This is a genomic window from Fundidesulfovibrio sp., from assembly GCF_058402725.1.
The window spans coordinates 1-16,408 of record NZ_JBZVFJ010000012.1 but is presented as its reverse complement, the minus strand read 5'-3'; the positions used below and the strand labels follow the sequence as shown (position 1 = coordinate 16,408).

The following is a 16,408-nucleotide window of genomic DNA, read 5'->3' as shown; positions in this document are numbered from 1 at the left end:
CCGGAACAGGGAGGTCGCAGGCCTTGGCAGCACAGCCACCATCATCCGCAGGCTCAAGCCGCCGCCAAACCCGGCGCACGGCGCGCCCGTCCGCCAGGACACGACGCCGCACCACCCGCCTCGCGCCCTCCTGCCTTCACGCAGCCCGGTCCGACCGGACGATCCCCCCCGCCGCCCGGCGCGGCCACTCGCCGGACAACCCCAGGACCACTCGCCGGATCGGCCCCTCGGGGCCGATCCCGCGTTTGCGACACAATCCAGGAGCCAGGCCATGAAAATCGACCTCCACGTCCACTCGAAGCACTCCACCCGCCCCTCCCAGTGGTTCCTCCAGAAGCTCGGCTGTCCCGAAAGCTTCACCGAACCACGCAAGCTCTACGAGATCGCAAAAAGCAGGGGCATGGGCCTGGTGACCATCACCGACCACAACACCATCGCAGGGGCGCTGGAAATCGCCCACCTGCCCGGAACCTTCGTGAGCGAAGAGGTCACCACCTACTTTCCCGAGGACGGCTGCAAGGCGCACGTGCTGGCCCTGGACATCGACGAGGCCATCCACCAGGACATCCAGAAGGTCCGCGAGAACATCCACGACCTCGTGGCCTACCTGCGCGGGAAAGGCATCGTCCACGTGCTGGCCCACCCGCTCTTCGGGGTCAACGACAAGCTCACGCCCTGGCACTTCGAGCGAATGCTCCTGCTCTTCGAGACCTTCGAGCTCAACGGCACCCGCGACGCCTACCAGAACGACACCCTTCGGAACCTCCTCGCCGGCTTGACGCGCAAAGACATGGAGCGCCTGGCAGACCGCCACGGACTGGAGCCCGTGGGCGCGACACCGTGGATCAAGGGGCTTACCGGCGGCTCAGACGACCACAGCTCCCTGGGCATCGCCTCCCTGCACACCCACGTGCCGGGCGCGAAGAGCCTGCCGGAATTCCTGGAGGCCGTGGCCCGGGGCGGCGCGCGCCCCGCCGGGCGCAACTCCTCCCCCAAGGCCATGGCCCACAACCTCTACGCCATCGCCTACCAGTTCTACAAAGCGCGCTTCGGCCTGGAACGCACGGTCGACAAGGACGTGCTGCTCACCTTCCTGGACCGCTTCCTCTCGGGCGACCCGGGCCGCAGGGCGGGCGTGGTCTTCCGGCTCCAGGCCCTCTGGACGGCGGTGAAGCGCTCGCGGCGCGCCCCGGCCTCGGGCTCGCTGCCGGACATGCTGCGCCACGAGGCCGAGCGCCTGATCCACGAGGACAAGGCCCTCTTCGCCATGGCCAAGTCCGGGACGGCGGCCGGCCCTGTCCCGCGTTCCGGAGAGCACGCCGGGGCCAGCATGGAGGACGAATGGTTCCGCTTCGTCACCCGCGCCTCCGACAAGGTGTTGGCCGGGTTCGGAGACAGGCTCCTGCGCCAGCTCTCCGGGGCCAACCTCTTCGACGTGTTCAACGGCCTGGGCGCAGCAGGAGCGCTCTACACGGCCCTGGCGCCCTACTTCGTGGCCTACACCGTCTTCACCAAGGATCGCGCCCTCTGCCGCCAGGCCCACGCCGCCCTGCGGGGCGGGACGGACGGCCAGAGCGTGAAGGTCGGCCACTTCACAGACACCTTCCACGACGTGAACGGCGTGGCCCTCACCCTCAGGATGCAGGTGGACATGGCCCTCAAGCACGGCAAGGAGCTGCGCGTGATCACCTGCTCGCGCCAGGACGGCGCGGACATCGAGGGCGTGCGCCAGTTCGCGCCCATCGGCAGCTGCGAACTGGCCGAGTACCCCGGCCAGACCTTCCACTACCCTCCCTTCCTGGAGATGCTCGAATACGTCCACGAGCAGGGCTTCACCCACCTGCACTCGGCAACGCCCGGCCCCATCGGGCTTGCGGCGCTGGGCATCGCGCGCATCCTCAAGCTGCCGGTCTACGGCACCTACCACACGGCCTTCCCCCAGTACGCCAAGGCCCTCACGGGAGACGACGCCATGGAGGAGCTCATGTGGAAGTACATGCTTTGGTATTACAACCAGATGGACAAGGTCTTCGTGCCCAGCAAGGCCACCGGGGACGAACTTGCCGCCAAGGGCATCGAACGGCGCAAGATCACCCTGTTCACCCGGGGGGTGGACATCGAGCGCTTCACACCGGCCAAGCGCGACGGCATCCTGGAGCGCTGGGGCGTTCGCAAAGGCCCCGCCCTGCTCTACGTGGGCCGCATCTCCCGGGAGAAGAACCTGCACCTGCTGGCCGATGCCTTCCTGGAACTGCGCCGCTCCCTGCCCGAGGCCACCCTTGTGGTGGCCGGAGACGGACCCTACGCCCAGGAGATGAAGCGCGGGCTCCAGGGCAAGGGCGCGGTGTTCACCGGCTACATCCAGGGCGAGGATCTGGCCCGCCTCTACGCATCCTGCGACCTCTTCGTGTTCCCCAGCGCCACCGACACCTTCGGCAACGTGGTCCTGGAGGCCCAGGCCTCGGGCCTGCCCGTGGTGGTGGGCGCGCAGGGAGGCCCCCGGGAGAACGTGGAGGACGGCGTCACGGGTGTCGTCGCGCCCCGAGGCGACGCGCAAAGCCTCTGCCGGGCCATGGCCGAACTCCTGCGCGACGAGCCGCGCCGCAGGCGCATGAGCCGCGCCGCCCGCGTCGCCATGGAGGAGCGCTCCTTCGACAAGGCCTTCATGGAAACCTGGGAACTCTACCGCTGCGCCTGCTGACCCGCCCGGCCCGGCCCCGGACGCAGCCCCGGCGCGGGCGTCCGGGGCAGGATTCCCCGTCCGGCGCGCCTCCCTGACGCGCGGCGCTTTACCGGCACGCCCGGAAAGTGTAGCGTTCTTGTGGGCGAATGCGTGCCGCGCCCGAGTCCAAGCAGAGAAGCGGGCCAGACATGCTCAAGGAAATTCCCATCGACCAGCTCGTCCCGGGCATGTACGTGGAGCGCGCGGGCGAAGGCACCCTGCAGAGCCCTCTCGAGACCGTGCGCGACTGGATGCACGGCCCCGAGCGCATCCGCGCCCTGAAGGAATCCGGCGTCCGGTTCGTCACGGTGGACACGGGCAGGACCCTCGTCCCGCGCACCGGGAGCGCCCAGGCCTCCGGCCCGGCGGCCGCTCAAGGCTCCGATCCGGCGACCGTTCCGGCGACCGAAGCGCCCCGGGATTCCGCCCTGCCCCAGGACGCCCCGGCCGGGAAGGTCTACGCCCACTGCCTTGGTCACGTGATGGACGTGATGCGCAAGGTGCGCGAGGGCCTGGAGGTGGACTACACCCAGTCCTTCGCCGCCGTGGACACCCTCCTGTCCGGAATGGCGGCGGACCCGGCCCAGCTTCTGCTGCTGGCCAAGCTCCACCACCACGACGAGTACACCCTGCGCCACAGCCTGAACGTCTCGCTGCTGGCCCTGCTCTTCGGCCGCCACCTGGGCATGGAGGGCGAGGAACTGCGCCGCCTGGGCTTCGCCGGACTCTACCACGACCTGGGCAAGTTCAGGATCCCCCTGGACATCCTCAACAAGCCGGGACGCCTTTCGGAAAGGGAGTTCGACGTGATGCGCCGCCACAGCGTGCTGGGCTACGAGCTGCTGCGCAGCCAGCCGGGCATCACCACCGACATCCTCCTGGGCGTGCTGCACCACCACGAGCGCTACGACGGCCAGGGCTACCCCCGCAAGCTCCAGGGCGACGAAAAGGACCCCTTCTCGCGCATCCTGACCATCGTGGACATCTACGACGCCCTCACCAGCGACCGCGTCTACAAGAAGGCCTTCACGCCCCACGACTCGGTGAAGTCCATGTTCGCCTGGCGCAACGAGAGTTTCCACCCGGGATTGCTGGAGAAATTCGTGGAGTGCTTCGGCGTCTATCCGCCAGGCTCCTTCGTGCGCCTCTCGGACCAGACCTACGCCGTGGTGGTGGATTCGCGCCCCGAGACCCCGGCGCGCCCCCTGGTGAAGGTGAGCCACTCGCGCAGGCTCGCCCCCCTGCGCCCCGAACTGGTGGACCTGGCGCGCACCCCCAAGGACGGCCCCGGAGGCCTGTCCATCGAGGCCTGCCTGGACCCCAGGAGCCTGAACCTGGCCATCGACAGGCTCGTCTAGTGGTGCGTCCTCAAGATCCGTCCATACGGACTCTTGAGGCAATCATACAAAACCATTGGTTATAATTTTGAAAAACATTTCATGTTTTCAAAATCACGACACTAGTGGTGCGTCGTCACAATCCGCCCCTGCGGATGTTCAAGGCAAACGGCCCGAACCATTCCTTTTGATTGTGATAAACATCCTCCAGTTTTCCAAAACCGCGACACGGGCTGCCCGTTGAGACCGTCGATTCGTGCAGCCCTTGGGGGAACGCGCCGGCAAGGCGCGGGGACAAGGCCAAGCCCGAAGCTTTGTTCCCATCCGTGAGGGTTTGGCTTCTCCCCGCAACGAAGCCCGTGGGGTTTTTGCGACAGGCTGTCAGGCCCGGCTCCCGCGAGGGCTCGCGCCCGTCACCCCCCTCCGGGGGCGGTCATGGCGGCATGGAGCGCCGCGAAGCGCTCGGGGCCGATGTGGATGATACCGGAATAGGGGGTGTCCAGCTCGTAGAGGATGAACACGTTGCCCAGGACGAGGCTCAGCATCATGGCCGCGAAGAAGAAGTCCGCCGCCGGATGCTCGGAATCGATGAAGTAGAACCCCGCCACCGTGAAGAACACCCCCACGAACACCAGGAACCAGATGGGCGTGTAGAGGTTGCCGCTGGCGGCCAGGATGCGCCTGTGGCGCAGCCTGTTGACCTCCACCATCTTGTCCAGGGCGAACACCCGCAACTGGGCGGCCTGGCCCTCGGGGACGGCCATGCCGTGCAGCGCCTGCCAGACCCCGCGATAGATGTCCTCGCCGCCGTCGTCGCGCTCGCCCCGGGCCATGCGCTCCCAGCCCGGCCCCATCACCCAGCCCACGTGGGCGCGCAGGGCCTCCCGGAAGGGGGCGGAGCCCGGCAGCTCGCGCGAGAGCTCGTGCTCCACGCGCAGGAGGTCGGCCTCCTGGGTGGCGGCCTCCTCCAGGGCGTTGTAGTCCTGCAGGAGCGTGACCACCGCCAGCCCCAGGAAGAGCGTGTAGAGCGTGGTGAACGAGCCGAAGTTCGTGGCGATGAGGTTCTTCTGGGCCAGGCTCAGACGGTGCGGCCTGCTGGAGCCCAGGCGCTTCACGACGGCCAAGAGCGCCAGCACCGCCGCGCAAACCAGCAGGGTGTTCTTGAGATCGATGGTCACGGCGCGCCTCCCTGGCGCGGGACGGTCCCGCTCCGTTTATCCGATGCGGTGCTCGCGCCGCCGATGGTCACGGCGCGCCTCCCTGGCGCGGGGCGCGGCCCGTCCGGGCCGCGCGGACAACGCCGGGCTTACTGGTCCGGGTCCGGAGCCTCCTCCTCGGCGGCGGGCTCCTGGGCGTCCTTTCCCCCGGCCGGGGTCACCAGCGTGATGCCGCGCACGCGGCCCAGCATGATGCGCTCCGGCCCCACCTCCGGATAGTTTTCGCCCAGGCGCAGAGTGGTGATCACGGCCTTGCCCACCACTTTGCGGCCCTCGACGCCGTTCTCCAGGGTGCGCATGCCCCACATGTTGTGGAAGGCCGCCGGGCGGCCCTTGTACTGCCCAACATAGAGCAGGATGTGCCCGGGCATCCAGATGAGCGTGCTGAAGGGGATGGCGTTCTTGAGGATCACCTGCTCCTTCTCCTCCCCGGTCATGCCGTCCAGGGGGATGAAGGTGCCGCGCTTGGCCTGGGCCGCGGAGTTGCGCGGCAGCCAGAGGCCGAAGGGGGCCAGCACGTCGCGGGTGGCGGCGGAGCAGTCGCGCTTGCCGTCCAGGCCGCCCCAGCCGTAGGCCTGCCCCATCATCTGGTTGGCCGCGCGGGCGATGTTGCGCGGCGTGGCCGCCTGGGGCATGAGCGCCGCCTCGCCCTGGGTGAGCCATACCGTCGAGACGTAGGCCTGCCCGCCGGGACCGGCCTGGGGGACCATGATCTTCAGGCGCACGCCGTCGGTCTCCTCCACGGGGAGCACCGCGCCCACCCCCGCCGTGAGCCCGGGGGTCAGCGGGACCTTCTCGGCCGTCACGGTGGCGAAGGCCCGGGTGAGCCATCCGCTCATGAAGGCGTCGTCCACGTAGGCCAGGTCGGCGGTGCGCACCCAGCCCGGGGCGATGGCCGATTCCACCAGGGCCCACTGGCCGTCTCGGCTTACGTGGTCCACCAGCACGGGCGTGCCCACCCACAGGGCGGACATCTGGAGCATGTCGAAGGGATAGCCCTGGCCCGGACGCCCGGGCGTGCCGTAGCGGGGGTCCATGGTGGGGATGGCGCGCAGGTTGGTGTTGGCCACGGCGATGGCCGGACGGCGGGCCTTGGCGAAGGCGCGCAGGTTGGCGTTCCAGAGGATGCGGTCGGACCAGGGGCGCAGGCGGGCCGCGCCGAGTTCGTCGTAGCCGGGCTTGCGCGAATAGGCCGTGAGGGAGCGCTGGGCCGACTTGAGGGCGTAGGCCGGGTTGCCGCCGCGCCAGGGTCCGAAGAGGCGCTCGACGTAGATCTCGGCGCGCATTTTGGCAGAACCGGGGTCCAGCAGCGGGGTGTCCGCCTGGGCCTTGTCCACGTAGGCCAGAGCGTCCTGGGGCATCTCCTTGAGGTCGTCGATGGCCTTTTCGGTGGTCCAGGAGGGCTTGGGCTTGAAGGTGACGTCCAGGCCGGACGGCTTGGGGCCGCACGCCCCCGCCAGCAGGGCCAGGGCCAGAACGAAAAGGGCCGGACGCAACGGACTCGCCGCCGGGCGCGGCGCGCAAAACGATGGAAGCATGGTCTACCTCGCGGGGAATGTCCCGCAAAGGCAGTGCCCCTCCTTGCCCTCGGGGTCAAGAGCCCTTGGCGGTATTCCGCTGGCGAGGGCCTTCCCGGGGTCGTGCGCGGAACACCGTCATTTCGTGATTCATCTTCCCAACAGCCCGGCATGCTGTTACATTAGGGTTACGATTCATTTACCGGCTTGCCCCTCCGGGCTTCTCCTCCCGCAATCCTGAATCCGCCCTCGCGCAGGCCGCGCCTTCCCCCGGGAGCCGCCCTGCGTCCCGGCGGTCAGCCCCTGGCCGATCATCCGGAGGTGCCAGATGAAAATTGGCTTACGCGGCAAGATCCTCGTCCCGACACTCTGCACAGTGTTCCTCACAATGGGTCTGGCCAGCTACTTTTCCTACCGCAAGGCCGCAGATCAACTCTGGGCCGAGATGCTGAACGCCTCGGCCAGTTCCGTGGACATCCTGGCCAAGGGCACGAGCCTGTGGGTCGAGGACATCCGGGCCGTCCTGCTCATCCAGAGCCGCTCGCCCCAGATCGCCGGTTTCCTCCGGGACCCCTCCCCCGCCGCCCGGGAGGCCGCCGTGACCGCCCTCAAGGAGCTCACCGGCTTCGAGGAGTCCGTGCAGGCCGCCAACCTCCTGGACACCAAGGGCGACACAGTGCTCAGCAGCGACCCCAAGGCCACGGGCAACTTTGCCGACCGCGACTACTTCAAGCTGGCCATGCGGGGCGAGGCTTCAGTCTCGGAGCCGCTGGTCAGCCGCGTCACGGGCAAGCCGGTGTTCATCGTGGCCGCGCCCGTCAAGGACGGCGAGCGCATCGCGGGGGTGGTCTACGCCCGGGTTGACTTGGGCAAGTTCACGGACACCATGGTCTCCCCCGTCCGGCTGGGCCGCACGGGGCAAGCCTTCCTGGCCACCCGCCAGGGCCTGGTGTTCGCCCACCCGGACGCCGCGCTCATCATGAAGCGCAACCTGGCCGAGACCGACTGGGGACGCAGGCTCGTAGGCATGGACAAGGGCCAGGTGTCCCACGAGGACCGGGGAGAGGAACAAACCGTGGCCTTCACCCGCGAAAAGGCCACGGGCTGGATCGTGGCCGTCACCGTGAACAGGGCCGATTCGGCCGAGGCCTCCAAGGCCGTGCGCGACGCCACCGCAGCGTTCGGAGGAGCGGGCATCGTTCTGGTGAGCCTGATCATTTTCTTCATCGTGCGCGCCATGGTCCGGGATCTGGCCGCCAACGCGGACTTCGCCCACGCCGTGGCCCAGGGCCAGCTGGACCGCTCCCTGGACGTGCGCCGCGACGACGAACTGGGCGTGCTCTCGGACTCCCTGCGCGTGATGGTGGAGCGCCTGCGCGGCATGATCGCCACCGCCGAGGGCAAGACCCGCGAGGCCGAAGAGCAGACCGAGATTGCCCGCAGGGCCGTGCTCCAGGCCGAAGAGGCCCTGGCCCAGGCCGAACGCGCCAAGGCCGAGGGCATGCTGGCCGCCGCCGCGCGCCTGGAGGACGTGGTGGCCGTGGTTTCCTCGGCTTCGGAACAGCTTACGGCCCAGGTGGAGGAGTCCAGCCGGGGCTCCGAAGAGCAGGCCCGGCGCACCGACGAGACGGCCACGGCCATGGAGGAGATGAACGCCACCGTGCTGGAGGTGGCCCGCAACGCGTCCCAGGCCGCCGAGACCACCGTGCGCGCCAAAGACATGGCCGAGGAAGGCTCGCACGTGGTGAAAAAGGTGGTGCAGGGCATCGGCCACGTCATGGACCAGGCCCAGGCCCTCAAGACCGACATGAACGCCCTGGGCCGACGCGTCGAGGGCATCAGCCAGGTGATGACCGTGATCAACGACATCGCCGACCAGACCAACCTCCTGGCCTTGAACGCCGCCATCGAGGCCGCCCGCGCCGGAGACGCCGGACGCGGCTTCGCCGTGGTGGCCGACGAAGTGCGCAAGCTCGCTGAAAAGACCATGAGCGCGACCAGGGAAGTCGGAGACGCCATCTCCGGAATCCAGCAGGGCGCGCGCGTGAACGTGAACAACGTGGAGACGGCCGCCAGGCTCATTGAGGAGGCCACGGGGCTGGCCAACAACTCCGGCGAGGCCCTGCGCCAGATCGTGGAACTGGTGGAGACCGCGGCAGACCAGGTGCGCTCCATCGCCACGGCGGCGGAGGAGCAGAGCGCGGCCAGCGAGGAGATCAACCGCAGCGTGGAGGATATCAACCGCATCTCCTCAATGACCTCGGAGGCCATGCGCCACGCCTCCTCGGCCGTGACCGAGCTGTCCTCCCAGGCCCAGGTGCTGGGTAGCCTGATCCGCGAGTTGCAGTGCGAGGGAGAAAAGGCCACTGGCTGCAAGCAGTTGACGGCGGCCCGCGCGCTGCCTTCCTGAGCCCGGCGCGCCGCAAAGCGGCGACCGCGACGCAAACGGCCGGCCAGGGGAGCACCCTGGCCGGCCGATCTGCTTCGATTCCGGGCGGGACGTTCGCTACATGCCCAGGCTCACGGTCTTGAGGCGTTCGGCCAGCTGCCCCAGTTGGGCCAGGGAATGGGCCGACTCGTCCATGCCCTTGGCCGTGTCCTGGGACACGGCGGACACTTCGTCCAGGGCCTTGGAGATGTGCACGCTCACGGCCGACTGCTCCTCCACCGCCGCCGCGATGGACTGCACCTGTCCGGCCGTGCCCGTCACCAGTTCCACGATGCGGTGCAGGTTCTCACCGGAGCGGCCCGAGAGCATGGTGGCTTCGTCCACGGTGCGGGCGGCCTGCTCGGTGACCTCCAGGTTGCGGTGGGTCTCCTGCTGGATGGCGGAGATCACCTGGGTGACCTCGCCGGTGGCGGTCATGGTCTTTTCGGCCAGCTTGCGCACCTCGTCGGCCACCACGGCGAAGCCGCGCCCGGCCTCTCCGGCGCGCGCGGCCTCGATGGCGGCGTTCAAGGCCAGGAGGTTGGTCTGGTCGGCGATGTCGGAGATCACGGTGAGGATGCGCCCGATGTCCTGGGCGCGCTGGCCCAGGGCGCCCATGTTGGCCTTGAGCAGTTCGGTCTGGTCCTTGACGGCGTTGATCACGCCGGTGGCCTGGCGCACCACCTGCTCGCCCTCGGCGGCCGCGCCCCGGGCCTCCTCGGCCTGGGTGGCGGCGGCCTGGGCGCTGTGGGCCACGTCGCGCGCGGCTCCGGTCATCTGGGTCATGGCGGCCATGGTCTCCTCCACGCGGCGACGCTGAACGCCCGCGCCCCGGTTCACCTCCTCCACCTGGGTGGAGATGGTGCGCAGCGAGCCGGTGATCTCCCCGGCCACGTGGGAGATCTCCGCGTTGACGGTCTGGAGCTGGTCGAGGTGCTCCTGCAGGGCCTCCTCGCGCTCCACCACGCCGGTGATGTTCTGGGCGAACTCCAGCCAGCCGAACTCGTGGCCGTGGGCGTCGCGCACGGCCTGGACATAGGGCTTGATGACCATGCGGTTGCCGCCCTTGCGGCAGTCGATGACGGCATCCTTCGCCACGGCCTTCCCGTCCTGGATCATCTGCACCGGACATTGGAGGGTGCCGCACACGTCGGTGCCGAAGATGTCGGCGCAGCCCTGGCCGCGCAAGGCGTCCTGGTTGCGCCCGGCCAGCTCGGCGGTTGCCTTGTTGGCCAAAAGGATGCGCCTTTCCTTGTCCACCACGAAGAGGGGGTCGGGCACGGCGTCGAGCACGGCCTTGTTCAGGGAGATGAACCCGGAGAGCTTGTCCATGAGCCGGTTGAACCACTGGGCGAGGCTTGCCATCTCGTCGTTGGAATCGGCGGGCAGCTTGGCGGTGAGGTCGGCCTTGTCCTCGGTGATGTCCTTGATCTTGGCGACGATCAGGTCCACGGGCCGCGCCACGAGCTTGTTGAAGGCGTATCCGGCGATGCCCGTGGGCACGGCCAGGAGCAGCAGGAGCATGCCCGCCAGGGTGTATTCCACCATGGAGATGAGGGCCTTTTCCGTGCGGATGTCCAACACGGCCACCACCACGCCCACCTGTGCCCCTTTGTAGTCCTTGATGGGGAAGGCGCCCAGGGCCAGGCCCTCGCGGGTCTCCTGGGCCAGGCCCTTGGCGCCCTTGTCCAGCAGGGCGGGCGAGACGAGCTTTTCGGCCTGCCCGTCCTTGCCGCCGGAGACCAGCACGTAGCGGTCGGCCAGCACGGGGTATTTGGCGCTGTCGCGCAGGGCGGCTGTGATCTTCAGGTGTTCCGCGTTCATGTACAGGATGAGCTGCTTGCCGCCGCTGGACGCTCCCTGGAGCACGGCGGCGAAGTCGGCCAGGGTTTCCACGGAGCCCACGGGCTTGCCCTGGGCGCTCAGCACCGGGGTGACGCCCCGGATGGCGAAGCCGCCCTCGCCCAGCTCGATGCCCATCACGGGCTTGCCCGAGCGGTTCACCTCGGCCACGGTGGGTCGGAAGGAGGAGAGATCGTCGGAGACGTCGAGCTTCTGGCCGCCGCGCACCACCTGCTTGTCGCGCCACAGGCGCACGAGGCTGCGCACGTTGGGCAGGTGGTAGTGCAGCTGGAGCTTGCGGCCCATGCCCGCCTCGTAGCCCTGGAGCAGGCCCCCCAGTTCCAGGCGGATGGCCTCGCGGGCGCGCTGCACGGCAGGGTCGGCTTCGTCGGAGATGTTGCCTTTCAGGGCTTCCTCATAGGCGGCCTGGATCCCGGGAATGCGCGAGAAAAGCACCGCCTGCTCCATGGCCGCGCGCGAGGCGCTCTCGATGGCGCTTTGCACCTCGGCCGCCTTGCCGGCAAGAACATGGCCGATGAACTTCTCCTCCAGATCCTCCAGCGAAGAATAGAGCACCCAGAGGCTCGCCCCGCCAAGCACGACAATGGCCGCGACAAACGGCAGGAACATCTTGCGACGAATTCCCATGCCACCCCTCCACCCGATAGATATTATCTATGTATAACAGACAACTCCCACTCGTTTTCACATTCGTCACCATTTTGTCAACGACGCGCGCCTCGATACTTTCTTCACGATTGACGCCGCCTCGAGCGCCCGAAGAGCCCGCCTCATTCCCCAGATGGAGGCTCCACCCCGCGCGCGGTGAAGCCGAAGGTCAGCACCGGCCCGAAATTCTCCCCCACGGCCACCAGACGGCCGCGCGCGCCCGGGTCCAGCAGCCGCGAGAGCCCTGCGCACAGCTCCCGAAGGTCCTCCAACTCCCCCACGCGCGGCGACGCGGTGAAAACAATCCCTTCGCCCGTCACCTTCACGTCAAGCCAGGGAGAACCCAGGCCTTCCATCAGCCTCTCCAGCTCCCCGCTCAGGAGGCCTTCCGCCTCCTGAGCCTCGTCGAAGGTCAATTCCGCCCCCAGGCGCACTTCGCCTACAAGTTCCCAACCAGATCCGGACATGGTTCCCAATCCTTCGCAACGCGTTTTATCGCACTGTGCCAGATGGAATCGCTTCTGAAAACTCCCCTGGCGCACGGCCTGACCGGCGGCCCGATTCACAAGCGGCGCGGAGCCGTCCCCCCCCGGGACAAAACCCCGCGAATCCTGTACTCCCCTCCCATGCGCAACGCCCCCACGCCGGAAGAAACCCTCGCGAAGACCACCCTGCTCCTGGTCGAGGACGACGACCAGACCGCCAGGGACCTCCTTGACCTCCTGCGCCCCCTGGCGGGGGGGCTCCTGCACGCCTGCGACGGGTCCCAGGGGCTCAAGCTCTTCCGGGAACGCCGCCCCGACATGGTGCTCACGGCCCTGACCCTGCCGCCCTCCCTGGACGGCATTTCGCTGGCGGCCATTCTCAAGACCCATGCCCCGGACACTCCCGTGCTGGCCCTTGTCTCCCAGGACGAGGAACCCATCCTTTTCCAGGCCGTGGAGGCGGGCATCGACGGCTGCCTGCGCAAACCCGTGGACCGGGGGGCCGCGCTCCCCGTGCTCTACCGCCACGCCCGGCACGCCCTGCACCGCCGCCAGGAGGAGGCCCGGGCCGCGCTCTTCTCCTACCTCCTGGACATCAACCCCCACTGCATCATCTCCACGCGCGAAGGGCGCATGGACTACGCCAACCGCACCTGCCTCCAGCACCTGGGCCACGAAACCCTCGAAAGCCTCCTGGAAGGCAGGCCCGGAGCCAGAACCAGCATCCACCTGGCCGGAGAGCGCATCCCCCTGCACGACTTCACCTGGCTGGACATCCTGCGCTCCAAACCCGGACGCCAGCACACCGTCTGCTTCTCCACGGACGGCGAGCCCTGCTCCGGCGACAACATGTACTGGGTGACCCACAAGAGCTTCCCCGAACTGGACCGCGAGGTGGTCACCTTCACCGACATCACGCCCCTGGAGCAGGAGCGCGTCCAGCTCATCTACCGCGCCACCACGGACAGCCTCACCGGCGTGGCCAACCGCTACAAGCTCTCCGAAGCCATCAACACCGAGCACGTGCGCTTCCGCCGCTACCGTGCGCCCCTTTGCCTCATCATGTTCGACATCGACCACTTCAAGGCCGTCAACGACACCCACGGCCACCTGGCAGGGGACCTTGTGCTCCAGGAGCTGGCCGGGCTGGTGCTGCGCAACATCCGGGACACCGACGCCCTGGGCCGCTGGGGCGGCGAGGAATTCATGATCCTGTCGCCCTACACCGCCCTGGACGACGCCCTGGAACTGGCCGGACGCCTGCGCGAGATCGTGTCCCGGCACCCCTTCGCAGGCGCGCCCAGCGTCACGTGCAGTTTCGGCGTGGCCCAGGCGCGCCAGGGGGAATCGCTCCAGGCCATGCTCCAGCGCGTGGATCAGGCCGTCTACCTGGCAAAACGCAACGGCAGAAACCGCGTGGAGGCCGCATGAGCTCCAAACGATCCGACCGCCTGGCCAAGCGCGCCCGCAAGACGGGACGCGACGCGGCGCGCATGGACGAGGCATCGCTCCTGGCCCTCTTCAAGGAGCGCGGCAGGCCCCTCACCGTGAAGGACGTGCTCTCGGGGCTTGGCGCGCACAAGGTCCAGAAGGCCCAGGCTCTGCACCTGCTGGAAACGCTCACCCAGAGCGGGCGGATCATCCGCATCCAGGGGGCCTGGGGCCTGGCCGAGAGCATGCGCCTGGTCACGGGACGCCTGGAGGTGCAGCGCTCGGGCGTGGGCTACGTGATCCTCGACGACAAGCGCCGCAAGGACGTGTTCATCAACCCGCGCGACTTCGGCCTGGCCTGGCACGGCGACCGCGTGGCCGTGGCCCTCACCCGCCATGGCGGGCGCAACCCGGAGGGACGCATCGTGCGCGTGCTGGAGCGCGGCATGCAGGCCATGCCCTGCCGCGTGGAGCGCCTGATCAAGCCGGGCCTGGCCCTGTGCCGCCCCACCGATCCGCGCCACCTGCACGCCCTGCTCCTGGAGACCGCCCCGGGCGGCAAGGATCCCGCCCCCGGCGACGTGCTCGCCCTGGAGGCCGGGGAAATGCTCGACCACCAGCTCTTCGCGGCGCGCCTCGTGGAGTCCCTGGGCCGCGAGACCGACCTGGCCGTGCAGGAGCGCATGGTCAAGCTCAACCACCAGATCCCGGGCCCCTTCCCGGAGCGCTGCCTGGAACAGGCCGCCCTGCTCCCCGCCGCGCCCGGCGAGGCCGACCTCCCCGGCAGGCAGGACCTGCGCGGGCTCGACTTCGTGACCATCGACGGCGAGACCGCCAGGGACTTCGACGACGCCGTCCTCGTGGAGGAGGACGGCAAGGGCTTCCTGCTGCGCGTGGCCATCGCCGACGTGGCCCACTACGTGCCCCCGGGCTCGCCCCTGGACCGCGAGGCCATGGAGCGCGGCAACTCCTGCTACTTCCCGCTCTCGGTGGAGCCCATGTTCCCCGAGGCCCTCTCCAACGGGCTGTGCAGCCTCAATCCCGGCGTGGACCGCCTGGCCATGGCCGTGGCCATCCGCTTCGACGCCTCCGGCCTGCCCGGGCGCTGCGACTTCGCGTCGGCCGTGATCCGAAGCAAGGCCCGGCTCACCTATGAGCAGGTGCACGCCGCCCTGGAGGAGGATGGCCCCGAGCGTGAGGCCCTGGCCCCGCTGATGCCCATGCTGCGCCGCGCCGAGACCCTGGCCCGGGCCGTGCGGGCGCGGCGAGAGGAGCGCGGCAGCCTGGATTTCGAACTGCCCGAACCCGAGATCCGCCTGGACCCCGCCACCGGGGGGGTGGACATCCGCGCGCGAGAGAGGCGCTTCTCCCACCGCATCATCGAGGAGTTCATGATCGCGGCCAACGAGGCCGTGGCCCGGCATCTCACGGAGCACGGCGCGCCCCTGCCCTACCGCGTGCACCCCGAGCCCGATCCGGACAAGCTGGAGACGCTCTTCGGCGTGCTCTCGCGCACGGAACTGGGCCTTTCGCTGCCCTCCGAACCCACACCCAAGGGGCTCCAGCAGCTGGTGGAGCGCTCCCGGGGCACGGACCTGGAGTTCCTTGCCAGCCGCCTGCTCCTGCGCTCCATGATGCAGGCGCGCTACCACACCGTGAACGCCGGGCACTACGGCCTGGCCTCGGAGTGCTACTGCCACTTCACCTCGCCCATCCGCCGCTACGCCGACCTCTGCGTGCACCGCGCCCTCAAGGCCGTGCTGCGGGGCGAGGCCCAGCCCGTCACGGCGCGAAGGCTCCAGACCGTGTGCGACACCCTGAGCCTGCGCGAACGCGCGGCCATGGAGGCCGAGCGCGAGATGCTCAAGCGAGCGGCCGTGCTCTTCCTGCGCGACAAGACCGGGCAGGAGTTCGAGGGCGTGGTCAGCTCGCTGTCGGACTTCGGGTTCTGGGTGGAGCTGCCCGAAGTGCTCTGCGAGGGGCTGGTGCGCCTTTCCACGCTCACGGACGACTACTACGCCCTGTTCCCCGAGCGCCAGGAGCTGCTGGGCCAGCGCACCGGGCGGCGCTTCCGCCTGGGCCAGAAGGTGCGCGTGACGCTCGAAGACGTGAGCCTTGCGCGCCTGGAGGTGAACCTGGCCCTGGCCGACGACCGCATGGGCCTGCCCCGGCGGCAGCAGCGCAAGCTCGCGGGCAAGGCGGGCGGGAAGAAGGGACGCCGCGCCCGCTGAGACCTGCCCTGACAACGTGCGGGCCGGGCCTCCGCGCACGAAAGCGCTCCCCAGGCCCGCGCACCGACCCAGGTCGCGGCGGAAGCCACCCCCGGTTCCCTCGGGTGCTCTCTCGTCGAGTCTGCGGATCGCCCCCTGGTCGCCGCCCCCGCCATCCTGCGCCCAGGCGGCTCAACGCCGCAGGGCCCCGCCCCCTGATTGCAAGCGTGCCTCACTGTTTTCCTTGCGAAGACAGGGCGATGCCGCTATCCATGACAGGAGCAGCACGTGCCGGTTCCGGCTGGCGGCTGGTTGTTCGGGCGCCGTCTCAGCTGCCGCATCGGCCGCAGGGAGCTTCGCCATGCCCATCGATTCGCTCGCGCCGCCCGCAGACGCCACCTGCCGCTTCCTCACCGAGGCGGCTGGGGAAGGCGGCCTGAGCGAATCGAGCCTCGCCTATCTCATCGACAGGCCCGGGCAGGGTCCCCTTGCCTGGCTCAAGCCCGAATTCCGCTGGCCCGACGTGATTTCTCCCGAAGAGTGGGCCACA

General features: G+C 69.0%; 10 protein-coding genes. 6 read left to right on the top strand and 4 right to left on the bottom strand.

Features of this window, described 5'->3' with window-relative positions:
* The first annotated feature begins 271 nt into the window (after positions 1–271).
* Positions 272–2,701 carry a glycosyltransferase gene (locus ACV4UX_RS03095; RefSeq protein WP_491591869.1) on the top strand — a complete coding sequence of 810 codons (2,430 nt, stop codon included), beginning with the start codon at positions 272–274 and terminating at the stop codon, positions 2,699–2,701.
* 170 nt (positions 2,702–2,871) lie between these two features.
* A complete protein-coding gene (locus ACV4UX_RS03090; protein ID WP_491591868.1) occupies positions 2,872–4,080 on the top strand; it encodes a cyclic di-GMP phosphodiesterase in 1,209 nt (402 codons plus the stop codon).
* A 392-nt stretch (positions 4,081–4,472) separates the two neighbouring features.
* On the opposite strand, the gene ACV4UX_RS03085 is transcribed toward ACV4UX_RS03090, so the two are convergent.
* Both ACV4UX_RS03085 and ACV4UX_RS03080 read right to left on the bottom strand, forming a co-directional pair.
* On the bottom strand, positions 4,473–5,237 hold the full coding sequence (locus ACV4UX_RS03085) for a bestrophin-like domain (RefSeq protein ID WP_491591867.1): 765 nt from the start codon (positions 5,235–5,237) through the stop codon (positions 4,473–4,475).
* A gap of 128 nt (positions 5,238–5,365) precedes the next feature.
* Positions 5,366–6,814 carry an SH3 domain-containing protein gene (locus ACV4UX_RS03080; RefSeq protein ID WP_491591866.1) on the bottom strand — a complete coding sequence of 483 codons (1,449 nt, stop codon included), beginning with the start codon at positions 6,812–6,814 and terminating at the stop codon, positions 5,366–5,368.
* Positions 6,815–7,121: 307 nt separating this feature from the next.
* Between ACV4UX_RS03080 and ACV4UX_RS03075 the strand changes: the two genes are divergently transcribed.
* The gene (locus ACV4UX_RS03075; RefSeq protein ID WP_491591865.1) at positions 7,122–9,203 is read left to right on the top strand and encodes a methyl-accepting chemotaxis protein; all 2,082 of its coding nucleotides are present in this window, start codon (positions 7,122–7,124) and stop codon (positions 9,201–9,203) included.
* 96 nt (positions 9,204–9,299) lie between these two features.
* Here the strand turns inward: ACV4UX_RS03075 and ACV4UX_RS03070 are convergent, their stop codons facing one another.
* The gene (locus tag ACV4UX_RS03070) at positions 9,300–11,711 is read right to left on the bottom strand and encodes a methyl-accepting chemotaxis protein (protein ID WP_491591864.1); all 2,412 of its coding nucleotides are present in this window, start codon (positions 11,709–11,711) and stop codon (positions 9,300–9,302) included.
* Positions 11,712–11,854: 143 nt separating this feature from the next.
* Complete coding sequence (locus ACV4UX_RS03065) at positions 11,855–12,199, bottom strand: hypothetical protein (protein ID WP_491591863.1); 345 nt, start codon at positions 12,197–12,199, stop codon at positions 11,855–11,857.
* A gap of 159 nt (positions 12,200–12,358) precedes the next feature.
* On the opposite strand from ACV4UX_RS03065, the gene ACV4UX_RS03060 reads away from it, so the two are divergent.
* The 3 genes from ACV4UX_RS03060 to ACV4UX_RS03050 all read left to right on the top strand — a co-directional run.
* Positions 12,359–13,648: a sensor domain-containing diguanylate cyclase gene (locus tag ACV4UX_RS03060; protein ID WP_491591862.1), complete on the top strand. Its 1,290-nt coding sequence runs from the start codon at positions 12,359–12,361 to the stop codon at positions 13,646–13,648.
* A complete protein-coding gene (gene rnr, locus ACV4UX_RS03055) occupies positions 13,645–15,879 on the top strand; it encodes a ribonuclease R (protein WP_491591861.1) in 2,235 nt (744 codons plus the stop codon). Before ACV4UX_RS03060 ends, rnr begins: the two co-directional genes overlap by 4 nt.
* Positions 15,880–16,219: 340 nt before the next feature.
* The coding region (locus ACV4UX_RS03050) for a hypothetical protein (protein ID WP_491591860.1) at positions 16,220–16,408 on the top strand (189 nt) is incomplete at its 3' end.

Coding starts and splice junctions, on each gene's coding strand:
- ACV4UX_RS03060 (WP_491591862.1), top strand. CDS start 12,359: ATGCGCAACGCCCCCACGCCGGAAGAAACCCTCGCGAAGACCACCCTG.
- ACV4UX_RS03065 (WP_491591863.1), bottom strand. CDS start 12,199: ATGTCCGGATCTGGTTGGGAACTTGTAGGCGAAGTGCGCCTGGGGGCG.
- ACV4UX_RS03075 (WP_491591865.1), top strand. CDS start 7,122: ATGAAAATTGGCTTACGCGGCAAGATCCTCGTCCCGACACTCTGCACA.
- ACV4UX_RS03090 (WP_491591868.1), top strand. CDS start 2,872: ATGCTCAAGGAAATTCCCATCGACCAGCTCGTCCCGGGCATGTACGTG.
- ACV4UX_RS03095 (WP_491591869.1), top strand. CDS start 272: ATGAAAATCGACCTCCACGTCCACTCGAAGCACTCCACCCGCCCCTCC.
- ACV4UX_RS03080 (WP_491591866.1), bottom strand. CDS start 6,814: ATGCTTCCATCGTTTTGCGCGCCGCGCCCGGCGGCGAGTCCGTTGCGT.
- rnr (WP_491591861.1), top strand. CDS start 13,645: ATGAGCTCCAAACGATCCGACCGCCTGGCCAAGCGCGCCCGCAAGACG.
- ACV4UX_RS03070 (WP_491591864.1), bottom strand. CDS start 11,711: ATGGGAATTCGTCGCAAGATGTTCCTGCCGTTTGTCGCGGCCATTGTC.